The 23405-nt window shown below is 40.8% G+C and carries 22 protein-coding genes and 1 tRNA gene; 4 read left to right on the forward strand and 19 right to left on the reverse strand.

Annotated elements, in window-relative coordinates; all coding sequences use genetic code 11:
• From ACTWQL_RS01405 to ACTWQL_RS01430, 6 genes are all read right to left on the reverse strand, one after another.
• Positions 1-1062, reverse strand: coding sequence for a hypothetical protein (locus tag ACTWQL_RS01405; protein WP_443140653.1), 1062 nt, complete (start codon positions 1060-1062; stop codon positions 1-3).
• Between the two features lie 125 nt (positions 1063-1187).
• Positions 1188-2984: a GmrSD restriction endonuclease domain-containing protein gene (locus ACTWQL_RS01410; RefSeq protein ID WP_443140654.1), complete on the reverse strand. Its 1797-nt coding sequence runs from the start codon at positions 2982-2984 to the stop codon at positions 1188-1190.
• A gap of 236 nt (positions 2985-3220) precedes the next feature.
• Entirely contained in the window at positions 3221-3478 is a 258-nt protein-coding gene (locus ACTWQL_RS01415; protein WP_443140655.1) for a hypothetical protein, read from the reverse strand.
• A 233-nt stretch (positions 3479-3711) separates the two neighbouring features.
• Positions 3712-3784, reverse strand: a tRNA-Ala gene (locus ACTWQL_RS01420).
• Between the two features lie 60 nt (positions 3785-3844).
• Positions 3845-4552, reverse strand: a complete 708-nt coding sequence (gene chbG, locus ACTWQL_RS01425) for a chitin disaccharide deacetylase (RefSeq protein ID WP_443140656.1) — start codon at positions 4550-4552, stop codon at positions 3845-3847.
• 72 nt (positions 4553-4624) lie between these two features.
• On the reverse strand, positions 4625-4933 hold the full coding sequence (locus tag ACTWQL_RS01430; RefSeq protein ID WP_443140657.1) for a YggT family protein: 309 nt from the start codon (positions 4931-4933) through the stop codon (positions 4625-4627).
• An 86-nt stretch (positions 4934-5019) separates the two neighbouring features.
• Here ACTWQL_RS01430 and ACTWQL_RS01435 point away from each other — a divergent pair, with 86 nt between their 5' ends.
• A complete protein-coding gene (locus ACTWQL_RS01435) occupies positions 5020-5775 on the forward strand; it encodes an ion channel (RefSeq protein ID WP_443140658.1) in 756 nt (251 codons plus the stop codon).
• On the opposite strand, the gene ACTWQL_RS01440 is transcribed toward ACTWQL_RS01435, so the two are convergent.
• The 5 genes from ACTWQL_RS01440 to ACTWQL_RS01460 all read right to left on the reverse strand — a co-directional run bounded on the left by ACTWQL_RS01440 (position 5772) and on the right by ACTWQL_RS01460 (position 13089).
• Positions 5772-6176, reverse strand: coding sequence for a YugN-like family protein (locus ACTWQL_RS01440; protein WP_443140659.1), 405 nt, complete (start codon positions 6174-6176; stop codon positions 5772-5774). The genes ACTWQL_RS01435 and ACTWQL_RS01440 overlap by 4 nt on opposite strands.
• A 648-nt stretch (positions 6177-6824) precedes the next feature.
• Positions 6825-8177, reverse strand: a complete 1353-nt coding sequence (locus ACTWQL_RS01445; protein WP_443140660.1) for a glucose-6-phosphate isomerase — start codon at positions 8175-8177, stop codon at positions 6825-6827.
• Between the two features lie 99 nt (positions 8178-8276).
• Complete coding sequence (locus ACTWQL_RS01450; RefSeq protein WP_443140661.1) at positions 8277-9470, reverse strand: MFS transporter; 1194 nt, start codon at positions 9468-9470, stop codon at positions 8277-8279.
• A gap of 645 nt (positions 9471-10115) precedes the next feature.
• The gene (locus ACTWQL_RS01455) at positions 10116-11762 is read right to left on the reverse strand and encodes an SLC13 family permease (protein ID WP_443140662.1); all 1647 of its coding nucleotides are present in this window, start codon (positions 11760-11762) and stop codon (positions 10116-10118) included.
• Between the two features lie 163 nt (positions 11763-11925).
• Complete coding sequence (locus ACTWQL_RS01460) at positions 11926-13089, reverse strand: iron-containing alcohol dehydrogenase (RefSeq protein ID WP_443140663.1); 1164 nt, start codon at positions 13087-13089, stop codon at positions 11926-11928.
• A gap of 421 nt (positions 13090-13510) precedes the next feature.
• On the opposite strand from ACTWQL_RS01460, the gene ACTWQL_RS01465 reads away from it, so the two are divergent.
• A complete protein-coding gene (locus ACTWQL_RS01465) occupies positions 13511-13741 on the forward strand; it encodes a DUF378 domain-containing protein (protein WP_221566620.1) in 231 nt (76 codons plus the stop codon).
• 44 nt (positions 13742-13785) lie between these two features.
• Here ACTWQL_RS01465 and yugI read toward each other — a convergent pair whose 3' ends face one another.
• From yugI to ACTWQL_RS01490, 5 genes are all read right to left on the reverse strand, one after another.
• Positions 13786-14181 (reverse strand): S1 domain-containing post-transcriptional regulator GSP13, encoded by a 396-nt coding sequence (gene yugI / locus ACTWQL_RS01470; RefSeq protein WP_261130484.1) that lies wholly within the window; start codon positions 14179-14181, stop codon positions 13786-13788.
• A gap of 150 nt (positions 14182-14331) precedes the next feature.
• Positions 14332-16245, reverse strand: a complete 1914-nt coding sequence (asnB, locus tag ACTWQL_RS01475) for an asparagine synthase (glutamine-hydrolyzing) (protein ID WP_443140664.1) — start codon at positions 16243-16245, stop codon at positions 14332-14334.
• Positions 16246-16711: 466 nt separating this feature from the next.
• A complete protein-coding gene (locus ACTWQL_RS01480) occupies positions 16712-18109 on the reverse strand; it encodes a class II fumarate hydratase (RefSeq protein ID WP_443140665.1) in 1398 nt (465 codons plus the stop codon).
• 75 nt (positions 18110-18184) lie between these two features.
• A complete protein-coding gene (locus ACTWQL_RS01485; protein ID WP_221566624.1) occupies positions 18185-18466 on the reverse strand; it encodes a hypothetical protein in 282 nt (93 codons plus the stop codon).
• A gap of 153 nt (positions 18467-18619) precedes the next feature.
• Positions 18620-19012 (reverse strand): hypothetical protein, encoded by a 393-nt coding sequence (locus tag ACTWQL_RS01490; protein WP_443140666.1) that lies wholly within the window; start codon positions 19010-19012, stop codon positions 18620-18622.
• 198 nt (positions 19013-19210) lie between these two features.
• On the opposite strand from ACTWQL_RS01490, the gene ACTWQL_RS01495 reads away from it, so the two are divergent.
• The gene (locus tag ACTWQL_RS01495; protein WP_443140667.1) at positions 19211-20080 is read left to right on the forward strand and encodes an alpha/beta fold hydrolase; all 870 of its coding nucleotides are present in this window, start codon (positions 19211-19213) and stop codon (positions 20078-20080) included.
• Positions 20081-20333: 253 nt separating this feature from the next.
• Here ACTWQL_RS01495 and ACTWQL_RS01500 read toward each other — a convergent pair whose 3' ends face one another.
• Together ACTWQL_RS01500 and ACTWQL_RS01505 are read right to left on the reverse strand one after the other, a co-directional pair.
• Positions 20334-20480, reverse strand: coding sequence for a hypothetical protein (locus tag ACTWQL_RS01500; RefSeq protein WP_443140668.1), 147 nt, complete (start codon positions 20478-20480; stop codon positions 20334-20336).
• 319 nt (positions 20481-20799) lie between these two features.
• Positions 20800-21081 (reverse strand): hypothetical protein, encoded by a 282-nt coding sequence (locus tag ACTWQL_RS01505; protein WP_443140669.1) that lies wholly within the window; start codon positions 21079-21081, stop codon positions 20800-20802.
• 114 nt (positions 21082-21195) lie between these two features.
• On the opposite strand from ACTWQL_RS01505, the gene ACTWQL_RS01510 reads away from it, so the two are divergent.
• Positions 21196-22353: a CapA family protein gene (locus tag ACTWQL_RS01510; RefSeq protein WP_443140670.1), complete on the forward strand. Its 1158-nt coding sequence runs from the start codon at positions 21196-21198 to the stop codon at positions 22351-22353.
• A gap of 51 nt (positions 22354-22404) precedes the next feature.
• On the opposite strand, the gene ACTWQL_RS01515 is transcribed toward ACTWQL_RS01510, so the two are convergent.
• A complete protein-coding gene (locus ACTWQL_RS01515) occupies positions 22405-23226 on the reverse strand; it encodes an SRPBCC domain-containing protein (protein WP_443140671.1) in 822 nt (273 codons plus the stop codon).
• Positions 23227-23405: the final 179 nt, after the last annotated feature.

The following is a 23405-nucleotide window of genomic DNA, read 5'->3' on the forward strand; positions in this document are numbered from 1 at the left end:
CTATTCTTCCTTATTCTCAGTATGTTTTTCAGATTTTACAATATCTTTCGCTTTAAGCTTCTCTATTGTGAATTTGGCTAAAAGTCTTTTAATACCTTCTTGAACATAATCAATTAAATTATTTCTATCTTCTTTAACTGCATCTGGGATATCTGTTTGATAAGGTGAATCTTTATCAGAAATATATTTATAACGGTTTCCATTTTTAGTCACACCTTCTAATTCAATACTACTATACCCAAACTCCATATAAGCTTCACTTACTTCCAAAGTTTCTCTAATTAAAGGTGAATCAATATTCATTCCTCTTTCATTTTTTTTATGTGTTTCTAGAAAAATAGTTTTTTTCGTAATGTTCCCTAGTTCCAATTGTTTATTTTCTTTTTCAAATAAATTCTTTAAAGCTTCTCTATTTACCGCGTTTGGCGGGATAATTGATGCTTCAATTTTGTTTACCTTTTGTAACATATTCATTATTTCTTTAAGGGAAAAAGGATTCTTAATTAAAATGACTTTGAAACCAATTTCTTGAATGTATAAATCTAAAAGACCTTCGAATCCTTCATTAAATTGGTTGTGACCGAATTTTAAACGTGAATAGAATGAAACTATCTCTGATTCTAAATCAAAGTAAAACATTGTACTGATTGAATCATTCTCTCGAACTACTTTTTTTGAAACTCTTTTATCTATATCAAATTCCTCTGCAAATACCGGGCTTCTTTTTACAAGCCAACCTGTGACATACTTTTCATTTTCTGTTTCTATTTTTTCTACCTGAGAAAAATTATAAATTTCTTTTTTTATAACCGTTTTTAATTCTCCATTGTCATCTGTAAAAGTATTTTCCTCGGTTTTAATAAATTCTTTTTTGTCATCAAGTGCAATATATAATCTGTCCATAATACTTTCTATAGTGATATTGTTATTGTCATTGTCTATGTCATGTATGTGTGAATTTACATTAACCTTCGAGTAATATAATAATGCCATAAAAAATATCCCTCCAAATAATTTTAAAAAAATACAAAAAACACCAAATGTTGTAATTCTATATAACATTTGATATCTCCTTCATAAATTTTAAAATTTTATAGACATTGTTAGCCTCTTTTAAAAAAGAAAGCTGGTACTCACTTTAGTACCAGCTTATAGAAGCGTTTAATGATTCATTTCACTTTATAAATTTAAAGCTTATGAAAATACGAACGTATTTTGTCAACAATTAGGCTTCTTCTCTCTTCAAGAAACCTTTCATAATCTGTAGCTTCCATTTCAAATAGGGATTGCGGAATGCAGTTCATTTTAAAATTTTCAACTAAATCATCCATGTTATCTATTTCACCAATTCGAATCTGCGAATCTTTTATCTGCTCTTTTACCTTTGTTAAATACGCTTTAGGAGATTGCGCTCTGACAGCTAAGTTAACCACTTGTTCAGTATAAGCATAGTTGGCAATTTGATTATATTGTCCCCTATTGTTAAATCCATTTGCTTGGAGGTATTTTTTAGGGAAGACATGATGCACATCTCCTCTTTCTTCAATAAGTTGTTGAACTGTAATTGATTTAGATAAGAAGGCATAATCCTTATCGTAAATTTGAGAAATAATATATAAATTAAAATAGGGACTACTTGTTACAGAGGTATTTAGATTTGATGGTAATATATTTTCCCAATAAGCATTAGAAAGCTCTCCTGCTTCTGTTTTTTTGACATAATCAATAGGATTATCGTGAGCAACAAACCTTTTAATATCATAATCAAACATAGATTCTGGTGAACCAGAATACCTTTCTGTCAAGATGGAAGTAATTAACCATCGCCGAACAACTTGATTAATAATTGAGTCGTTTACCTTCTTATCTCTTAATAATAAAAATAGTGTATAGGCAAAATTCAAAGCGTTTTGTGAACGAACTAACTTAGAATTGATAATCCCTGCTGATTTTAATATTATTATGAACCGTTTAAAGTTAGTTTCGTTTACAAACTTTAAAACACCATCGTGTAAGCTTTCAAAAGAGTTTTCTATTATCTCTTCTTTATATTCTCTTGTTTCAAAGTCACGGCCAGATAATAAGCTAACTAAGTTTGATATTTTACCCCTAAGAAATTTGAAAGTAAAAGCAACTCGTAGTAAATCTGAGTAACTTGGTTCGTAAATATTAGTGTTATAATCTTTTACCCACTTAATCTTTTGTAGTTCAGTAGTTTGCGAGAACTCTTGATCGTTTTCAATTATATTTTGATAAATGGATGGATTCTTAATTAAATGGCAGAAATAGTCTACTGTCTTTCGAATAAGTGGTCCTTTATATTGATCATTAACTGATATTTTAGACATTGCAAAATCCGCTTGGCTTAGATTTACTCCAGCTGAGTTAATACGAATAAAAATTTCTGTAACAACTTCAATATCTAAAGTATGAGAAAGTTCAATAATGCCTATCGAACTATATTTTATACTAGTCAGCTTTTGTAAAATTCTATTAAGGTCGTTCATATCAATTTCAGGATTTAAATCACAATATTTTTGTATAAAACCTAACGTATCAAACCCTGGTTTAAATACTTCTGAGATGTCTGGTATCCATTTCTTATTTTTTCGAATAGCTGGATTTTCCACCTCAAAAGCTTCCTCAATGGGATTAAAGGCTATTTTAATTTTTCGTTTATTATAATCTTTCGTTACAACCTCTTTTCCTGAAATTGCAGCCATAATTGCGGTAACACGTTGCTGTCCATCTATTAGAATTTTTTTACCATGAGATATTGTACCATCTTTCAAACGTGCATCTGGGTTCTGCCAGGTGATGATATAACCGACAGGATAATCATTATATAATGAATCTATTAAATTCCTTACTTTTGTAGGCTTCCAGACAAAAGGTCGTTGAATTTCTGGAATTGCTACAATTTCCTCCTCAATCCAGCTGATCAGTGCATTTATTGTGGTATTGTTCACCTGATAATTTGACATTATTTCACCATCCTGGAGAGTATATATTGATAGTTGCTAATATTCTAACATATCGTTTCATTAACTTATCAGGTAAGCTTATTAATTTCTCTCCTTTACGAAAAAACACCTATCTATTTTACATTATTAGCAAATCAAAGACATTCGGACACAAAAAAGACACTTCTGAAAAGGAAGTGACTTCCATAATCTCAATTTACTTTTATCTTTATATAAAGAGTAATAACTAATTTTTCTTAACACATCATTTCCCAACAAAAATCTTCATTATTAGTTTCCTTGATAACTTTTTGCTGATAATCTTTACCTTTTAACCTTTTTATATATTCAAAGACCTCTTTTTTACTACATGGATTATTCTCATCTCCCCATTCTCCGTCACATTCACTCTGCCAATAATCAAATAGTTGTTCCCCTTCTAGATCTGCATATGGCTCACTACACCCGGTCAAATACATTAGAGAGATTAATGATAATCCAACAATGTATTTCAAAATATCCCTCCATAAAAGTAATATTTGATTAATAACATATTCAACAAAAAATAATATTTTCCTATTATAAAAAATTAAGTGGTACGATCATAATGTCTTAAACTTGGAATTTAAACTTGAAAGAAATAAAACAGGGTAATAGAGGAATAAAATTGTTTGTAATACAAATAAAATATACGCCTCAAAATGGCGCATATTTTTATTAACCCATGTTACCTTCATGGATTTGTGAGTGGAGCATAGCGGGCTCGAACCGCTGACCTCTTCGCTGCCAGCGAAGCGCTCTCCCAGCTGAGCTAATGCCCCACGTTATTAATTTGTTCGAACATAAAAAAGTATAGCATATGCCTATTATTTCTCGCAATCCTATACTAAATGAAATTTTTTATCTAATTTAGTCTTAATAAGGATCTCTAACTCTTCTGCTCGTTTATCGCAATAGGATGAGCCATTTTTAAGCGCATGATCGATATACGCTGGATGGCACATGACTTCCACACTCGTACCATCTTTTACTTTTTCCGTTAGAGTAGCGAAAAAATCTTCCCTTACATTATCTCGGATGAAGTCACTATAGAAAACATCGGTCAGCACCTTTAAACCTGGTACTTTTCCTTCAAAGACATTCCGTACTGGAAGGTCATATTTTTCGGATAGCTTTTTCACGATCGGAAGCAGTTGGGGGTGTTTGTGCATGTGGTGGTGACTGTCAAAGTGCGTTGGCTCCAAACCTGGGCTATAGAAGCGCTCGATCTGTGCTTCCCATTCTTTTTCAATATCTTGCAGCTTAGAAGATAGGTCTTGATTAAGATCTCTCGTCATGATCAATCGACCGTCACCATCCGTCAGAGCAGGGACATCCTTAGCAACTGCTTTTCCACATGTCAGTGTCAAATGGATGCCGACCCGTAATCTTGGGGTGTTTTTCGCTAATTCAACTGCATGCTCTGTGCCAGACATGTTGACAAACATAGTCGTTGCATTGACGATTCCATATTTATAAGCATCGATGATTCCATGGTTGACGCCTCTTGAATAGCCGAAGTCATCTGCGTTTACAATCAATTCGATCATGACAATCCGCCCCGTCCTTCTTTTCTTCCATTGTAGGTGGAGCTGCAACTTTTATAAAGAAATCCGTCTTATCTATCGCCGTCGATCGTTGTTTCCTGAGTTGAGCATCAGGATGAATTGAACGAGGAAGTACGATAAGAACGCATAGACGATCAATGCAAAAATGCTCGTCAATTCAAGTTCATAACGCCCACGGATGACAGGTGTCGGAAAGATATTCTGAAAAGGTGATAATAACGGGATCGTCAAATTATAAACCCATTGGACAAATGGTGTATATGGATTGGCACCGAAAAGCTTCAGAACGATACGTAATAAGATGAGTGCTTCAATAATACCCATGAACAAGTTAACTAAATAAACGCCAAAAGGTCGCTTCATCATCATTCCTCCTTTCTATAAGTTTCTAACAATTAAGATATGGTTATACTGCTGATAATGACACTACTTGACCATAGGTGAATCAAATGAAATCGATCACATTGCAATATCTACGTCTACCGCCGATCGCACGGTTATTGATCATCGTTTTTTCAGTACTGATTCTTTTCGGTATTACAATCCGAATCCTCGAACCGACTAATTTCAGGTCTGTTTTTGATGGGATTTATTGGGCAATCGTCACTGCTGCCACGGTCGGTTACGGCGACCTTGTGCCGAAAACGCTTTTTGGAAAAATGATGACGATATTCTTGATTCTGATTGGCACAACTTTCTTCACCTATTTTTTTGCACAGGTTGCGGGTGCTACCATCAAGAGTCAATCCTCTTTGATTAAGGGTGATGTTGCTTATGATAAAAGCGGTCAGATCGTAATCGTCGGTTGGAACGAACGGGCCAAGGATTTGATCGAGCAGATTCATAATCAGGATCCCGAACAAAAACTTGTCCTCATCGATCGTACGCTTAACGAAAATCCGTATCAGTATGGCAATATCCATTTTATCCATGGAAAGCCTTTTGAAGATCTGACACTGCAAAAAGCGAATGTGGCAGAAGCTGAAAAAGTGATATTGACCGCAAACAATCAGGTCAGTGAAGAACAGTCCGACATGGATGCCATTCTAACCCTGCTCGCAGTAAAAGGTATCTGCCCTAAAGCACATACGATTGTAGAGATATTGACGCCTGGACAATATGAGAATGCGAAACGTGCTGGTGCCGATCATATCATCCACACATCGAATATTGTGAGTTTAGCTTTTTTCGAAAACCTTGGTTAACGGAGAAGCTGTTCTTCTAGATCCCTGACCATTTTTTCGCCAATCTCGATCCATTTTTCGTCAATTGAACCGTCTGGATCTTGGGGTTCAGAAAATTGGTTCAACGTTGCATTGGCATTCCCGGCACTTACGTTATCATCCAGACCTCGTTGATAGACATGGTGCAGCAGATAAGGGTTTCCGACACTGACGATGCATCCGTTGCGATCGAGTTCTCCTTTAATCGCCTGGAACGGAATCCGGAGATACATGTAGCCTTGTTCATCGTCGAGCTTATAATCGAACGCACCGTGATCGTAATCCCAGCCGCCGCCGATATCATACCCTAATGATTTCAACGTATATTCGAGCTCATTCAGTTCAAACTGCTCACCATCTAATTTCGATTTGATTTCAATCATTGTCGTTTCTCCCTTCAGAAAACCTATACCATTATCGTAACCACTCTCCTTCGTTTTCATTAAAAATATGGCAGGATCTGAAGGTGTGATATGATTTTTCCTAAACTTCACTTTTTTAGCCATATAAAAAAGCAACTTGGAAATATCCAAAGTTGCCTTCAATTGATCGATATTTTTTTATTAATTATTTTGTTTATTAATGTATATTTGGTTATAATATAAGTAGAAAACGCATAATCTAAAAACCAGCTATTGTATAATTAGCTGGGCGGAACAACCGTATAGACCGTTAGAGGACGGTCAAGACTCAGAGAAAGTAATCCACACAAGCTTGCCGGCAGGGTGGATTACTTTTTTCGTTCAATTAAAGTAATCACCAGTGTTATCAACAGAATCATAAACGTAGCTGTAGCTATGTCAAAATTACTGTGATTCACGGCCACCACCCCCTTTCCCAGGGGATATATGACCGTCCACCCTGCCTATACGATTGTTCCTATAAACATTATACACAAAAAATAGGAAATTAAATCCAAACCACTAACTTATACACCTTATAAAATGATGGAAGTTTCTTCTGAATCCTTCTTTTAAAACGGTCATAAAAAGAAGCTGACTTCGTTAAAAGCCAGCTTCCCTTTTGAAAGTTTATTTCAATCGACCTTCTAATTCTTCTTTCAAGTCTTCAAATCCTGGTTTTCCTAGTAATGCGAACATGTTTTTCTTGTATGCTTCGACACCTGGTTGATCGAACGGATTCACTCCCAGGAGGTAACCGCTGATCGCACATGCTTTTTCAAAGAAATACACCAGGTAACCAAAGTTATAAGCGTTCAATTCCGGAATGTTCAGCACGAGGTTCGGAACACCTCCATCGGTATGCGCAAGCAATGTGCCTTCATACGCCTTCGTGTTGACAAAGTCCATCGTTTTTCCTGCAAGGTAGTTCAGCTTGTCAAGGTTTCCTTCGTCCTCTTCGATCGTCACTTCTTTTTTAGCCTTTTCAACGTTCAGGATCGTCTCGAAAAGATCGCGGCGTCCTTCCTGTACATATTGGCCGAGTGAATGAAGGTCCGTTGAAAAGTCTGCTGCTGCTGGGAAGATCCCTTTATAGTCTTTCCCTTCACTTTCACCGTAAAGCTGCTTCCACCACTCTGCGACATAATGAAGCGCAGGCTCGTAATTGACCATCAATTCGGTCGTCTTCCCTTTGTTGTATAGCGCATTTCGGACAGCCGCATATTGATAGGCTTCGTTTTCTGCGAGGTTCGGGTTGTTATACGCATTCCGTGCATCCGCTGCACCCTTCATCATCGCTTCGATATCGACACCTGTTGCTGCGATCGGAAGAAGTCCAACTGCCGTCAATACGGAATAACGTCCACCAACATCGTCTGGAATGATGAACGATTCGTAACCTTCCTGATCGGCAAGCGTTTTTAACGCCCCTTTTTCACGATCGGTTGTCGCGTAAATGCGTTTGCGCGCTTCTTCTTTTCCATACTTCTCTTCTAAAAAGCTGCGGAAAATACGGAAAGCGATCGCTGGTTCTGTCGTCGTACCAGACTTCGAGATGACATTGATCGAGACGTCCTTGTCCTCGAGTACATCGAAAAGATCTTGTACATACGTAGAACTGATGTGATGTCCGACAAAAATGACTTGCGGGGTATTGCGTTTTTCTTTGTTGAGCATGTTGTAGAACGAATGGTTCAGCATCTCGATTGCGGCTCTTGCACCAAGATAAGACCCGCCGATTCCGATAACAAGAAGCACTTCCGAATCAGACTTGATCTTTTCAGCCGCTTTTTGGATACGTGAAAACTCTTCGCAGTCGTAGTTTTCCGGAAGATCGACCCAACCGAGAAAATCGTTACCCGCTCCAGTCCCGTTATGTAACGCTTCATGAGCGGTTTTCACTTGATCGGCAAGATGGTCAATTTCATGTTGACCGATGAATGATAAAGCTTTTGTATAATCAAAACGAATTGTAGATGTCATGGTATCCCTCCGTCTTCTATTACATTCTTCATTATCACTTTATCGGATTAAAAAATTGAACGCAACCACTAGCTTTAATGTAAACGATTACACTTCGAATTATTTCAGGTGTTTGATTTTTGGCAGGAAAAGGACCACGATCAGGAGTAATAAACTGGTGCTGGTAATTCCGATCCAGGCAAAATGATCCCAGAGCTTCCCAACTGCTGTACTACCGATCGCCACCCCGACGTAATAATTGATCAGGTAAAAGCTCGATGCACCACTTTTATGATGTGTCGCTGTTCTGCCAACAAGGGCAGCTGCCATCGAATGCGCAATGAAAAATCCAGTACAGATCATGCCGAGTCCAATAAGAATGAACGGAGCATATTGGATGGCGGTCAACCATATCCCAATTGCAAGTAAACCAAGCCCACCGAATAACACACTCGAAAGTCCGATTCTAGGGGAGATCCGACCTGCTAGTGGAGGAGCGATGACACCTAAAGCATAAGCGAAATACGTGAATGAAATGAGTTTTAGCGACCAATTAAACGGTTCTCCATGTAAATAGAACGGTAAATACGTCCAGACCGCAGTGAACATCGTTTGAAGGAGAAGCCCCATTACGAAAAGAGGAATGAGACGCATATCGGTCAAATGAACGAACATTCCTTTGAGATCGGAGCTGATTGAAGCCGGTTTCTGCTCAAATAGCCGTTCTTCCGGCAGTAAAATGAGAAAGAGCACGATAACGACTACCCCAAAGCCGGAGAGGCTTAGCAGTGTGGTCTGCCAGCTGAACAGGTCTGTGAAATAACCCGCGAAGACCCTTCCTCCCATCCCTCCTAATGCATTGCTCGCAATATAAAAAGTCATCGCAAGGCTCAAGTGGCGCCGATCAATTTCGTCCCCCAGATAACCCATTGCAGCTGCTGGAATTCCGGCGATGAAGAATCCTTGTAAAAACCGTAGCGCCACGATGAGGTAAAACTCTGTTGCAAATGGCATCGCAAATAACGTCGCGACCGTTACGATGAGCGAGATGTTCATGATCGTACGCCGACCATACCGATCAGCCAGGAACCCAAGCACAAAGAGGCCAATGATCATCGTGATGACCGAAGACGAAACCAACAGGCTGGAGAACGTCGGCGTGATATTGAATTCTTTTACGAAAACTGGCAGTAAAGGCTGGAACACATACAACGTCGAAAAAATAAGCAAGGACGCAACCGCAAGAGCAAGGATGATGCGCCAGAATTTTGGATTTTGCTTCGTATAAGGCAGTGCTTTTTCATGATGTTCCATTGTATCCATCCTCTTGTTATTACGAGTTCGGTTCGGGTGTTTTAGGTAGATTCGTTTAATTGATTGAGGAATGGGGCAGCGACTGCCTCTTCTCCTCTACCTCCTGTCCCGTATTATGCCGTTACGGGACAGCATTTCGCTTTTTCCTCTACCTCCTGTCTCGTATCGTGCTGTTACGGGACAGCATTTCGCTTTTTCCTCTTGCTCCTGTCCCGTATTGTGCTGTTACGGGACAGTCTTTCGCTTTTTCCTCTTGCTCCTGTCCCGTATCGTGCTGTTACGGGACAGCTCTTCGCTTTTTCCTCTAGCTTCTGTCCCGTATTGACCTGTTACGGGACAGCCTTTCGCTTTTTCTTCTAGCTTCTGTCCCGTATCGACCTGTTACGGGACAGATCTTCGCTTTTTCCTCTGCCTCCTGTCCCGTATCGACCTGTTACGGGACAGATCTTCGCTTTTTCCTCTGCCTCCTGTCCCGTATCAACCTAGTTTCGGGACAGCTCTTCGCTTTTTTCTCTAGCTATTGTCCGAACAACGCCCATGAGTGATTTGCACCCAGAACGGGAGTGAATATCGCAACAATTTTAAACCAATGAAATAAAAAAGAAGAAAGGCGTTAGGTGCCTTTCCTCTCGCCTTTCAATCCGGTTATTGTCTAAACGAGTCTGGGAAGCTTGTGATGTCGATGCCCCAAACTGCTGGTAAATACAAATAAATCGCTATAGTAATGATAACAATTGAGATGATGTTAAGCCACAATCCTGCTCGCGCCATGTCTGGAATCCGCAAATATCCGGAACCGAACACGACGGCGTTGGGTGGAGTCGCAACCGGCAACATGAACGCACAGCTGGCTGCTAGTCCTGCTCCGATCATCAATACATATGGATGCACTGAAATAGCTGCAGCCAGTGAAGCCATGATCGGGAACATCATTGTCGCTGTCGCGGTATTCGACGTGATTTCTGTCAAGAAGATGACCATAGCAGTCACGATTGCGATGATTAAGATCAGATTGACACCTTCTAATACCGCCAATTGGGTACCGAACCATTCAGCAAGACCAGACTCCTGGAATCCAGCGGCAATCGCGAGTCCACCACCAAATAGTAAGAGGATGCCCCAAGGTACACCTTTTGCCGTTTCCCAATCTAATAGGAATTCTCCCCTCTTTGTTGCAGAAGGAATCATGAATAATATAATAGCTGCTGTCATTGCAATGATCGTATCGTTGATGTTTTCATTTAAATCAACTAAGATGAACGACCTTGAAATCCAGGCAAGGGCAGTCAATGTAAAAACAGTCATTATGACTTTTTCTTCAGATCCCATCAAGCCAAGTGCCTTCTTTTCGTTATTGATGACTTCTTTGCCACCAGGAAGCTCACGAATTTTCATAGGAAATGCGAACTTGACCAGATAGTACCACGTAATTGCCATCAGGATAATCACAATTGGCACACCAAACAGCATCCACCCGGCAAATGAAATTTCGATGCCGAATGAGTTTTTGACAACTCCGGCGAAAATCGTATTCGGAGGTGTCCCGATCAACGTTCCTAATCCTCCTATCGATGCAGAGTAGGCAATACCGAGCATGATCGCCTTACCGAAATTGAAGTTCTTTACATCAGTGTCGACATTCCCTTCTTTTTTCAATTGTTCAGATACTTGATAGATGACGGCCATACCAATCGGTACCATCATCATCGCTGTGGCAGTGTTCGAAATCCACATCGAAAGGAAACCCGTTGCCACCATGAAACCGAGGATGATCCGTTCTGTACTTGTACCGATTGCGGATATGATGAAAAGTGCGATTCGTTTATGAAGGTTCCACTTTTGCATGGTCAAAGCAATCAAGAAACCGCCTAAGAATAGGAAAATCGTATTATCGCCATAGGATGAGGCGGTGATATCTCCGCTCAACCCGCCAGTCAAGGGGAATAAAATCAATGGCAGCAAGGACGTAGCTGGAATCGGGATCGCCTCAGTGATCCACCAGGTTGCAATCCAGAGTGTACTTGCCAGAATCGCCAAGCCCTCAGAAGAAAGGCCTTCCGGTTTAAAGAATAAAAGGGTGGCGATGAAAAGTAATGGTCCTAAAATGAGGCCAATTCCTTTACGCTTCCCATATGCAGGTCCAGGGCCGGATGAATTTGCACTATTATTTTTCGAGTTCGATTGTGTCGTAGATGAGCCGTTTTGTGTGGATGATAGCTTCATCAAATCCTTCGCTTGATGGTGCCAATCCCACAATGTCGACCAAACATTCCGTAACAATGATTGTTGCATCATATTCCCTCCTAATCCCTAAATTTGATCATATTTCACTTTCCCCTCATCACCCATGATAAAACGCTTTCTTTTTAACATAAAGGTTAATGATCATTATTGTTGTTTTTTACCAATAAAAGGGGAAAGGGAGATTCCGATCGGTTTCTCCCTTTTTTACCATTTACAATGACATTTCTAAGATCTTTTCTACGTCTGGTTTTTTCAAGGTCTGGAAGTTTCCGAACTCACCGCGGGCCATTGCTCGATCAGCCATCAAATCAAGCTTGGAACCATCGATGTCATAATCCGCCAGACGGCTAGGTGCACCGAGTGAAGTCCAGAATGCTTGAATTGCATCAATCGCAGCCAGCGCCAGTTCACGATCGTTTTTACCAGATGGATCGACCGCAAAGACACGTACAGCCAATTGTTTCAGCTTACGCTCTGCCTCTTCGATATTGTGTTTCATCCAATTCGGGAACAAAATCGCGAGTCCTCCAGCATGCGGTATATCATAAACCGCTGAAACAGCGTGTTCAATATTGTGTGTCGCCCAATCTCCGCGAGCCCCCATCTGTAAAATTCCGTTCAATGCCATGGTGCCACTGTAAAGAATCGTTTCACGGTGCTCATAGCTTTCAAGGTTTTCAAGCAGCTTTGGTGCGGTTTCGATGACCGTCATAAGAATCGCTTCAGCCATCCGCTCTTGAAGCTTTGTATTGGTAGCCGGGTGGAAATAGGACTCGAGCACATGCGACATCATGTCAACAATGCCGTAAACCGTTTGGTCACGCGGTACAGAGATTGTATTCACTGGATCGAGTATTGAAAACTTCGGGAAGTTCGCCGGGCTGCCCCACCCATATTTCTCATTCGTTTCCCAGTTGGTGATGACAGCGCCAGAATTCATTTCTGAACCTGTTGCGGCTAGGGTCAACACTGTACCGAATGGAACGGTTTCTTCTACACGAATTCGGTTGGAGATCATCTCCCATACATCACCATCGTACTTGGCTCCGCCGGCTATCGCTTTCGTACAGTCAATGACACTCCCTCCACCAACGGCGAGTAAGAAGTCGATATTATTTTCACGGACAAGCTCGACTCCTTTACGTACTGTTGTCAACCTTGGATTCGGCTCAACTCCGGATAATTCCGTCACCTTTGCACCGATTGCTGATAGCCGTTCCAACACCTGATCGTATAACCCATTCCGTTTGATGCTTCCGCCGCCATATACGACCATCACATTTTTACCGTATTGAGGTATTTCTCTTTCCAGAGCCTCAATCTGCCCTTTTCCAAAAATCAACTTGGTCGGGTTTCTGAACTCAAAGGATTCCATACTACTCCTCCTCTTTTATATTTAAGATTTTTTTATAAAGTTTTTCACTTCCATAATCCTGTCAAAATTACGATGGAAATATACTCCCTTACAATTTTTCGTCAACCTCTTAATTTAATAATCCAAATTTGTGACACTCCTGCGGGAAAAGCGAGCCAGGCGAGACCCCACAACGAGGAACCCGCGAGGAGGCTCGCGGATCACCCGCGGAAAGGGAATGAATTTTCGCAGAAATCAACAATATAAACGAACAGAGCCTTTCATGTTATATAAGGACCTTTATATTATCTCGAAAATTTTCTCTCCAAGTAAAGTAATCTGTTTTTAATCCCTTCGACAAAATTTATGTATAAAGTAAGGCTTTATTTTCCAAAATAAGAAAGAAGTAAATTCTTCCACATTGAAGGAGGTATAACGCATTATGAATGGACTTCAACGTACAGCGTTAGCTTTAGTGATTATTGGTGCCATCAACTGGGGACTTATCGGCTTTTTCCAATTTGATTTAGTGGCAGCGATATTCGGTGGACAAGACTCTGTCCTTTCACGTATCGTGTATGGATTAGTCGGTCTCAGTGGACTGTATTGCCTGACTTTGTTGTTCAGACCTTCTGAAGAGTTTGAACGCGAAAACAGAACTGAAATGACGTAAAGCACTAAAAAAAGCAGCTAACATTTCTGTTAGCTGCTTTTTGCTTATTTTTTCAAACGCTTATTTAATTGCGCTTGGCGGTCGTTGGATTCTTTCAACCAAACCTTTAGTTTATCTTCAAGAGTGTTGAACCCTTGAGCGTTATCGTTTTGAGCTGGGCGCTTAGGACGGCGCGGGCGCTGTTGCTGCTTAGGCTCAGGTGCAGCTTGTGTTTTGCGGATGGAGAGGGAGATCTTTCCGCTATTTTCTTCTACGTTCATAACTTTCACTTCCACTGCATCTCCCACAGAAAGGTGATCATTTATATCTTTCACGTAATCGTGAGAAACCTCAGAAATATGAACGAGACCTTGATGCTGGTCATCTAGGGCAACAAACGCACCGAACGGCTTGATCCCAGTGACTTTCCCCTCTACTATGCTTCCAACTTCGTATTTCATACAAGTAACAACTCCTACAAATTTTTTAACTTTAACAGTATAACATACAACACCGTTTAATACAAAAACTGAAAAAAGATTCTAAAGGGAAAAAACCACTGGTATGACAGTGGTTTTTTCCACAACTTTTCCAATATCATTTAAAGCTTATCAGCTTGTTGCTGCTTTTCTTATGAACATTTCATCTTCTTCTAGCACATGTCCGTGGAAGTCATAAAGGTTCTCGATATAGATCTGGTGCCAGACCATGAAGATGAGGACTGTCCATAGTTTACGACTATAGTCCAGCTTTCCAGTGCGATGTTCATCTAGGATCCGCAAAACGATTTTTTTATCGATATATTGCTCCGTTTTACTCTCTTTGATCAGTGTTCTCGCCCAGTCATAGAGTTCATTTTTCAACCAATGACGGATCGGTACAGGGAATCCTAACTTCCTTCGATAAAGGACCGATTCTGGGACAATGCCTTTCATTGCTTCACGGAATGCGTATTTCGTCGTACCGTTGGTCACAGATTCTGTAGGCGCGATTTGTGATGCCACCCGAAAGACTTCTTTATCCAGGAATGGCACCCGTAGCTCGAGGGAGTTTGCCATTGTCATTTTATCCGCTTTGACAAGGATATCGCCTCTCAGCCATGTATGCATATCTACATACTGCATTTTGTGGATGTCATGATACGCTTTCGCATTTTCGTAGATCGGTGCTGTGACTTTCTGATAATTCCATTCTTTGTTATACGATTTAAGCAAGTACTCTTTTTCAAGCTCAGTGAACATTTTCGCATTACCGATATAACGTTCTTCCATCGACATGCTGCCGCGTTGGATGAAGCTTTTTCCTTTCGTCCCTTCAGGCAGGATATCTGAAAGTTTCTTCAACCATTTCCGTAGCCCCAATGGCAAGGTTTGATAGCCTCTCAATGAGTTCGGTTCGTTATAAATCGTATAGCCGCCGAATAATTCATCTGCACCTTCACCTGACAAGACGACTTTCACATGCTTGCTCGCTTCACGAGAAACGAAATACAGGGGCACGGCTGCTGGATCTGCCACTGGATCATCCATATGCCAGATTATTTTTGGTAACTCACTAATAAATTCTTCAGGTTTGACGATATAATGGATGTTCTCGACATTCAAAGCCGCTGCAGTCGATACAGCAACATCTATTTCGCTGTATCCAGCACGTTCGAAACCGACTGTGAAGGTCTTGATTTTCGGATTAATTTCACGAGCTAATGCAACAATCGCACTTGAATCAATACCACCTGATAAGAAACTGCCTACGGGCACATCACTACGCATATGTACCTTGACGGAATCTCTTAACACATTGCGAATATCTTCTACGGTACGATCAATCGGTGCATGTTTCACATTGAATGTCGGCTTCCAGTAGGAATGGATCTCCATTTTTTCGCCAGGTTTCTTCTTAAAGTAATGCCCAGGCATCAATTTTTGTACATCGACCGACATCGTGTCCGGTTCAGGAACGAATTGATACGTTAGATAGTGGTGAAGCGACTCTAAATTGACTTCTTCTTGTTCATGTAAGGCTGATAAACTTTTCTTTTCAGAAGCACAATAAAGGTGCCCACCCTTTTCTGTGTAAAAGAACGGCTTAATTCCGAATGGATCTCGCCCGCCGAACAGTTCTTTATTCTTTTTGTCCCAGATTAGAAAACTGAACATACCGCGTAAATCTTTTATGGATTCAGTACCTTTAAATACATAGTTGGCCAAAATGACTTCAGTATCTGATTGGGTTTGGAATTCGTATCCTTCTTCAATCAACGAATCACGTAGTTCAACATAGTTGTAAATCTCTCCGTTGAAGATGATCCAATACCGCTCATCCTCATATGATAAAGGCTGATGGCCGCTTTCAATATCTATAATACTCAGTCTTCGGAATCCGAACCGAACATGATCATCATAAAAAAATCCTTCATCGTCCGGACCTCGATGAGTGATGAGGTTGGTCATCCCTTTTAGTGGTCTTAGTTCGCATGCATCGACATCTCTTGGTTGGTCAGAGACATAACCGACAAATCCACACATCTGACTTGCCTCCTTCATAATATTACTAAAAATACCCATACTTTAACATTATAATCCTATACTTTGTATTAGACGAGTGACAATTGTATGTGTTTCAGACAAAAATTTTATTTTTTACCAATTGTACTTATATTACCCATATATTTTGTAAAAAGTTTGTCGAAAATACAAGTTTATCAAAATTTTTTTTAAAAACAGGCTGGCATTATGTTTATTTCGATTTAGAATCCGTGAAAATGAAGACTATTTATATAAAAGCTGGATGGTTTATTTTCTCGATAAAATCGAATCGACGCATATGAAGTTAAAGAAAACTTGGCACAGCCAAGCTTTAGCGCAGGATGAGCCTTAGTTGTCCTTATATTGAAGAAAGTATTTATACTTTCTTTAAATGAAAAAAAGAGACAGACGTATGTCTGCCCCAGGATGTATATCACAATAATTTTCTATCCCACTTGTATGATCATTACACTAGATTTTCTGGATCGAGAAGGTCCGCTGCTTCTTTTTCAGACATGATCCCTCTTTCAAGTATGATTTCTCGAACCGTTTTTCCAGTTCGGAAGCTTTCTTTCGCAATTTCGGCAGCTTTTTCATACCCGATCTTCGGATTAAGTGCCGTAGCCAAGGCTAAGCTATTTTCCATCAATTCGCTCATTCTGCTTTCATTCGGTTCGATTCCTTTAATGCAACGTTCAGTGAATGTATCCATCCCCGTTGATAAAATGGTGATCGATTGCAGGACATTGTACCCGATGATCGGCATCATTGGATTGATTTCCAACTGGCTTCCTATTCCGGCAGTTGAAACGCACGTATCATTACCTATCACTTGCGAACAGATCATATAAAGGTTTTCAGGTATGACCGGGTTCACTTTTCCTGGCATGATTGATGAACCGGGTTGTACAGGTGGTAAGTTCAACTCGGCGATTCCAGTTCTCGGTCCTGAACTTAACAATCGGAGGTCACTTGAAACTTTGATCAAATGGATCGCGATCTCCTTCAAGGCGTGACTGACGCGAATCGCTGCACCTGTGTTCTGCATGAAACTGAATCGGTTTTTCGGCTGTTTGAAGCCCAAGCCTGTACTTTCTGCTACAGCCTTGATCGCCCTGTCACTATATTCAGGATGTGAATTGATTCCAGTACCGACGGCATTTCCGCCAAGACCGATTTCGTAAAGAAACGGTTCGGCTAATTTTACAGCGTCATAAGCGTTCTTAATGCTCTGGGCATATCCATCGAACGATTGTCCCAAGCGCATCGGCACGGCATCCTGTAAATGAGTACGTCCGGATTTGATATACGGTTGGAATTCCTCTGCCTTCTCTTCTAATGCTTGAATCGTTTTTTCAAGAGCTGGGTATAACTGGCGATGCAGTTCTTCTGCAACAGCAATATTGATGGCAACGTGGATCGTATCATTCGTCGATTGAGCCATATTGACGTCATCATTCGGATGGACCTTTGTCCAATCGCCACGTTCCCCGCCCAATATTTCACTGGCTCTTGAAGCAATGACTTCATTCGCGTTCATGTTCTGGGACGTTCCAGCTCCAGCTTGATAAGCATCGACAACAAATTGTTCATCAAGCTTTCCTTCCATCACTTCTTCCGCTGCTTGTATGATGGCATTCGCTTTTTTCTCTTCAATCTGGCCTGTGTCTCGGTTAGCGACTGCAGCGGATCGTTTGATGATTGCCTGTGCACGGATAAAAGCTCTTGGCAATCTCAGCCCACTGATTGGGAAGTTTTCCACAGCTCTTTGGGTTTGTGCGCCATAATAAGCATCTTTCGGAACTTTGATTTCGCCTAATGTATCTTTTGCTATACGATGATTTTCCAAGTTTTCAGCTCCCATCCCTGTTAGTGTGCTACTATGTTATGTTCCACACTTCATTCTTTTTAAACCCATTTAATTTCCAGATGATGTGGCTCATCGCCATCTCATTCTTGGATAAAATGGATAGCATCTGTTGTCTTGTGGAGGGAACTGATAGACTTTTGCGACCGGTTTGTTGATTTTACGGTATTCTGTCCGGTATCCTGCCCTTGCTCTTTCATAAAAGGTCCTCTCTGAAATCGGACGCGGTGCTGACCATTCCAATGATTTTGGATTCATCCAAGAATCATGTGTGATCAATTCCCTTTTATAATAATATCGATTGCCACTTGGATATTCTTCACAAATGTAAATGACTGTTTGACGTGAGTGCATGCTATACCTCCAAATATTAGTGAATTATGTAACAGTTTACCCAAATATTGTGAATTTCAACGATTAAAGGCTATCGCCCGCTTGTACGAATTGAATCTGACCTAAAGAAAAGAGCTTGAATAACGCCAAGCCCTTTCTTCATTGTCAGATCGTCTAACGCCAACCTCCGAACCACCACCAGCATCCACATATAATGAGTAGAATTACCACTATGACGACTACAGCCCAGATCCAACCAATACCATAGCCGAATCCCCCGTAAAATGGATATTGTGGATAAAAAGGGGCTCCGCCATAAGGCGATTGTGCACCTGCTACCATGCCTGGCTGCTGCTGGGTTTGGATTCCAGCAACCATATTATTTGCTGCACCGACAGGGACACATAACAGCGGGCTTTGTTGCGGCTGTGTCTGTGCGCCGGCTACCTGTTGTGGTTGCTGCGGTGGACAAGGTGGTGGACAATATGGTTTCGGATAACAGCCAGGACGGTCATCCGATACATTTGATTCGAAATCATATTCATCGTTATCGTAATACTGAGGCATTCCCCTAAACCTCCTTATATTTCTTCATAATAAAATATGTACTTGAACCAAAAAACGGAAGGAATATATGCTCGAAAAAGAGCCCTTTTTTCAGACGTTTGTCCATGCTTGGCCTCTTTTTTTGTCATTTTTTGATCTACATGAGGTTGCGTTTAAAGGAAAAACTAATATAAAAAACCAGATGTTTGGGGTGAAAAAATGGAGATGATAGCATCTACGACCGAGGAAATAAATCCTGCAAAGCAGATGCGGCTTCAGGATATCAATATATATTATGAACATTATCCACATGGGAAACCGGATACTCCTGTTGTAATTCTGATTCACGGATTCTTAAGTTCCTGTTTCAGTTTCCGCAGGCTCATACCATTATTAAAAGAACATTTTCATATCTTCGCGATTGATCTACCTGGTTTTGGACAGAGTGAAAAGTCCAGAAAATTCATGTACTCCTTAAAAAATTACGGGCAGCTTATCGCTGACTTTATTGAAAATATGAACATCGAGAATGCGTATGTTATTGGGCATTCTATGGGAGGACAGGTTGCGATGCATGCTTCTCGGATCGTTCCTGACAAAATCAAAAAGCTGATTCTGCTCGGCTGTTCTGGTTATTTGAAGCGTCCAAGCCGTTTTATCGTACGGTGCTCCTACCTGCCGTTTTTCGTATATGTCATCAAGCATTGGATCAGTAAAAAAGGGGTACGTGAAAACCTGCTGACGGTCGTCCATAATCCGTCGTTGGTCGATGATGATTTGATAAATGGGTATGCCCAGCCATTCAATGATAAAGAAACATTCCATGCACTGATACGGGTCTTAAGACATCGTGAAGGTGACATGCAACCAGAAGAATTGCAACAAGTGAATCATCCTGTCTTATTACTGTGGGGAAAATACGATCAGGTGATTCCGCTTCCTGTTGGAGAAAGGATGGTCGACGATTTGCCGAATGCAAAATTGAAAGTGTATGAAAATGCTGGCCATTTGCTCCCGGAAGAAATTCCAGAGGAAATCAGCGAAGAAATTTGCGGGTTTTTAGACATCGCAAAACTGAAACAAATGTGAAAAGTGTCAATTACTGAGGGATATGGACCTAATATTTTGGGACGACCGCCTTATTTTGAGGCAGGATTTAGCGGACACCAGAGACCTTAATTGGATCAAAACCTCCAAAATCCGAGAGTTTTGCCTCAAATAAGAGCTCTCATGTCCGCTAAACGATTCCATCCCGCCTTTTTGTCAAAATAACGGCTGTGGTGTCCGCTAATGTCTTTTTATAAAGGCTCTGTTCTAAAAGATTGTTGCTTTTGAGTCATTTTTAATAACTCATCTTGTGCAAGTTGATTGGAGAGAGCAAGGTGCGAAACTCCTCCGCATTTTCTTCGTGCGTTGTAACGCTGCCGAAGCTTTCCTTGTCCTGCGGGACCAGCGTGCCTACTACCTGAATAATCTCCTCGCAAGGCATGCGACGAGGAAGCTCGCTTCGACAGGACTTTCTTGTAGACGCAGGAGCACAAATGCTTCCTTGAAAAGGAGACTCCTGAGGTCGCAAGGCGACGAGTGGGCTCACCGCATGCCCCCGCGGAAAGCGAGCATCCTGGAGCGGAAAACACCGACTTTTAAAGAAAACTTGGCGAGACCAAGCCTTTTGTAGGTCGAGCCTTAGTTGCCCTTATACTGAAGAAAGTATTTTATACTTTCTTTAAGTGCAAGAGCAACAAAGTTTGCGAAAACAGCCTTTATAAAAATGGGCTATCCATCTAAAATGGACAGCCCTTTCTTTTTCAGATTAATTTTTTATCCTTCAACAAAGTGATCAACTGTTCTTTTTCCATATCCGTTAGCTTGTATTCCGAATCACAGCCCTCATTTTGCAGGACGATTTCCATTACCGTCCCCTGGTCAATGACCACTAACAGAGAAGGGTCCGTCAATCCTTCCGGAATCTCACCTTTTTCTAGTTCAAACGAAAGATGGAGATTTTTCCATCTGTCTTCTTCCATCAAATCTACGTGCACATCTGAAAATACCCAATGTGAATATTCTCCTAAACCGTATTGAATCATATGTAGTACTCCTCATAATTAATTATTTAAGTCTAAAGTTCGACTTTTTTCGTCAAAACCAGTCATGGCTTGTTTCAATAAAAGTACTAAAATAGTAGTAAAGGGGGTTTGTTTATGAAAAAAGTCACGGCAATCTCTTTATTTGTCGTTTCCTTTGCTTTACTCTTTGTGTTCTTTTTAAATTCCGAATTTTTCTTGAACGCTGAAACGGAGGCACCTTCTAAGGCTGAACCACAACATACAGAAACAGCTGAACAGAATGTGCCAGAACCTGAACCTGAAGAGATCACCACCACTGCGTCATTAATGGCAGTCGGTGATATTTTAATACATGATTACGTTTATAATCAAGCTAAGACCAGTGATGGCGGTTACGACTTTACTCCAATGTTCAAACTTGTTAAACCATATCTGGTAAGTGCAGATATTACGATAGCGAATCAGGAAACGATGATCGGTGGAAGTGATATTGGTGTTTCAACCTATCCAAGATTCAACAGTCCTTTTGAAATCGGTACAACATTGAAGGAATCGGGGGTCGATCTCGTTACAATCGCTAATAATCATACCCTTGATCGTGGGGAAGATGCAATTCTAAACGCCTTGAATCACTGGGATGACATCGGTGTGGAATACACAGGGTCGTATCGTTCTGAAGAAGACCGTACGAATCTGCGGCTGATTGAACGCAACGATATCACTTTTTCGTTTCTAAGCTACACATATGGAACGAATGGAATTCCTGTACCGGAATCGAAACCGCACCTAGTGAACTTGATTGATATCGATTTGATTAAAAGTGAGATTAAAGAAGCAAAGCGGGTATCGGATGTCGTTGTGCTGAGCCTTCATTTCGGAAATGAATATGAGCGGTTGCCAAATGAACAACAGAAGCTTCTTGCTAATGAAGCCGCAGCAGCAGGGGCTGACATTATCATCGGACACCATCCACATGTGCTCCAACCTGCTGCATGGATCGATAACCCGGATGGCAGCCGTACCTTTGTCATCTATTCATTAGGGAACTTCCTATCCGGTCAGCGGAGAGATTATAAAGATATCGGCGGCATCGTCCAAATCAAAGCGGAAAAAGTTGTGAAGGGTGACGAGGTAGAAATATCTCTTGAAGAGCCGGCTTTCCTCCCTACGTGGGTCGATCGTCAATATACGATCCAGCCGATGTTCCAACTCGTGGATCATCAGCAAACCTATACGGAAATCAAACAACATATGTCCCAATGGATTCCTGAGATGACATTCATTGAAAAATGAAGGTAGTAAAAGGCGGTCACACTTACGGAGTGATGACCACCTTTCATTTCTTTATTGAGATTGTTCAGGTTTTTTCCCGTGTTCAACATATTCTTTCAGGAACTTTCCGAGAAGTTCTTGCCATCCGCTGTCATGCATCTGTTTCCATTCTGGATCTAACAAACCACTTGCATGGTGGGAAAGCTTCAAGATTGTTTCATCACCATTTTCCTCTAGTGTATAAGCATATGCACTATTAACAGCACCTCTCATACCTAAAAGTCCGTTCAACCGGATTTCTTCCGGAGCGTTCACATACGTAACGACACCCCAAAGTGCACCTTCATCATTGCTCCATGTTTCCAAAAAACGACCCCCGACAGTTGGTTGGAATGTCAATGTGGATTTTGCTGAACCGCTGAGCCGGTATGCCCACCATTGATCAATATCTTCTGTAAGAGCTTTGTAAACTTGGCCTCGAGGCGCTTTGATAGAAATTTCCTGTTCGATTTGAAATGAATCTTGCTTAAGTCCGTTTTCCATTTTTTCATTCCTCCTTGGATTTTGTTCAATCTTTTCTTTTAGTGTTATAAGGGAACTAGCATTTCGACCTTCGTATTTGTTCACCCATCGATCATAAATTTGTCGCAGCGGAACAGCGTTCAAATAATTCATTCGTACTCTGCCGACTCTTCTGATTGTAATCAGTTTTGCGCTTTCAAGCATACTAAGATGTTTCATCACCGCATATCGGGTTACATCTGGAAACTTTTCATCCAGGTCTCCTGTAGACAATGGACCATTATTGAGAAAGTCCAAAATTTTCCTTCTGATGGGATGGCTTAATGCTTTGAATGTGGTCGAAAGCTCATCCGTCTTTTCATTAATCTTCAACACCTCCTTTCTATATGTGACCTATAAGTAACATATTTGATGTGACTAAAGAGTAACATTATCTTTTTAATATGTCAAACCTTTATAGAAGAACCAGCCGAACCCACAGCAGGTATCTCTCCTAGAGAGAAGTGAATTTTCAAGTAGAAGTTGGAAGAATAGCCCTTTGGTCTGATTTT

The sequence above is a fragment of the Pseudalkalibacillus sp. R45 genome (assembly GCF_052246725.1).
Lineage (GTDB): Bacteria > Bacillota > Bacilli > Bacillales > Fictibacillaceae > Pseudalkalibacillus.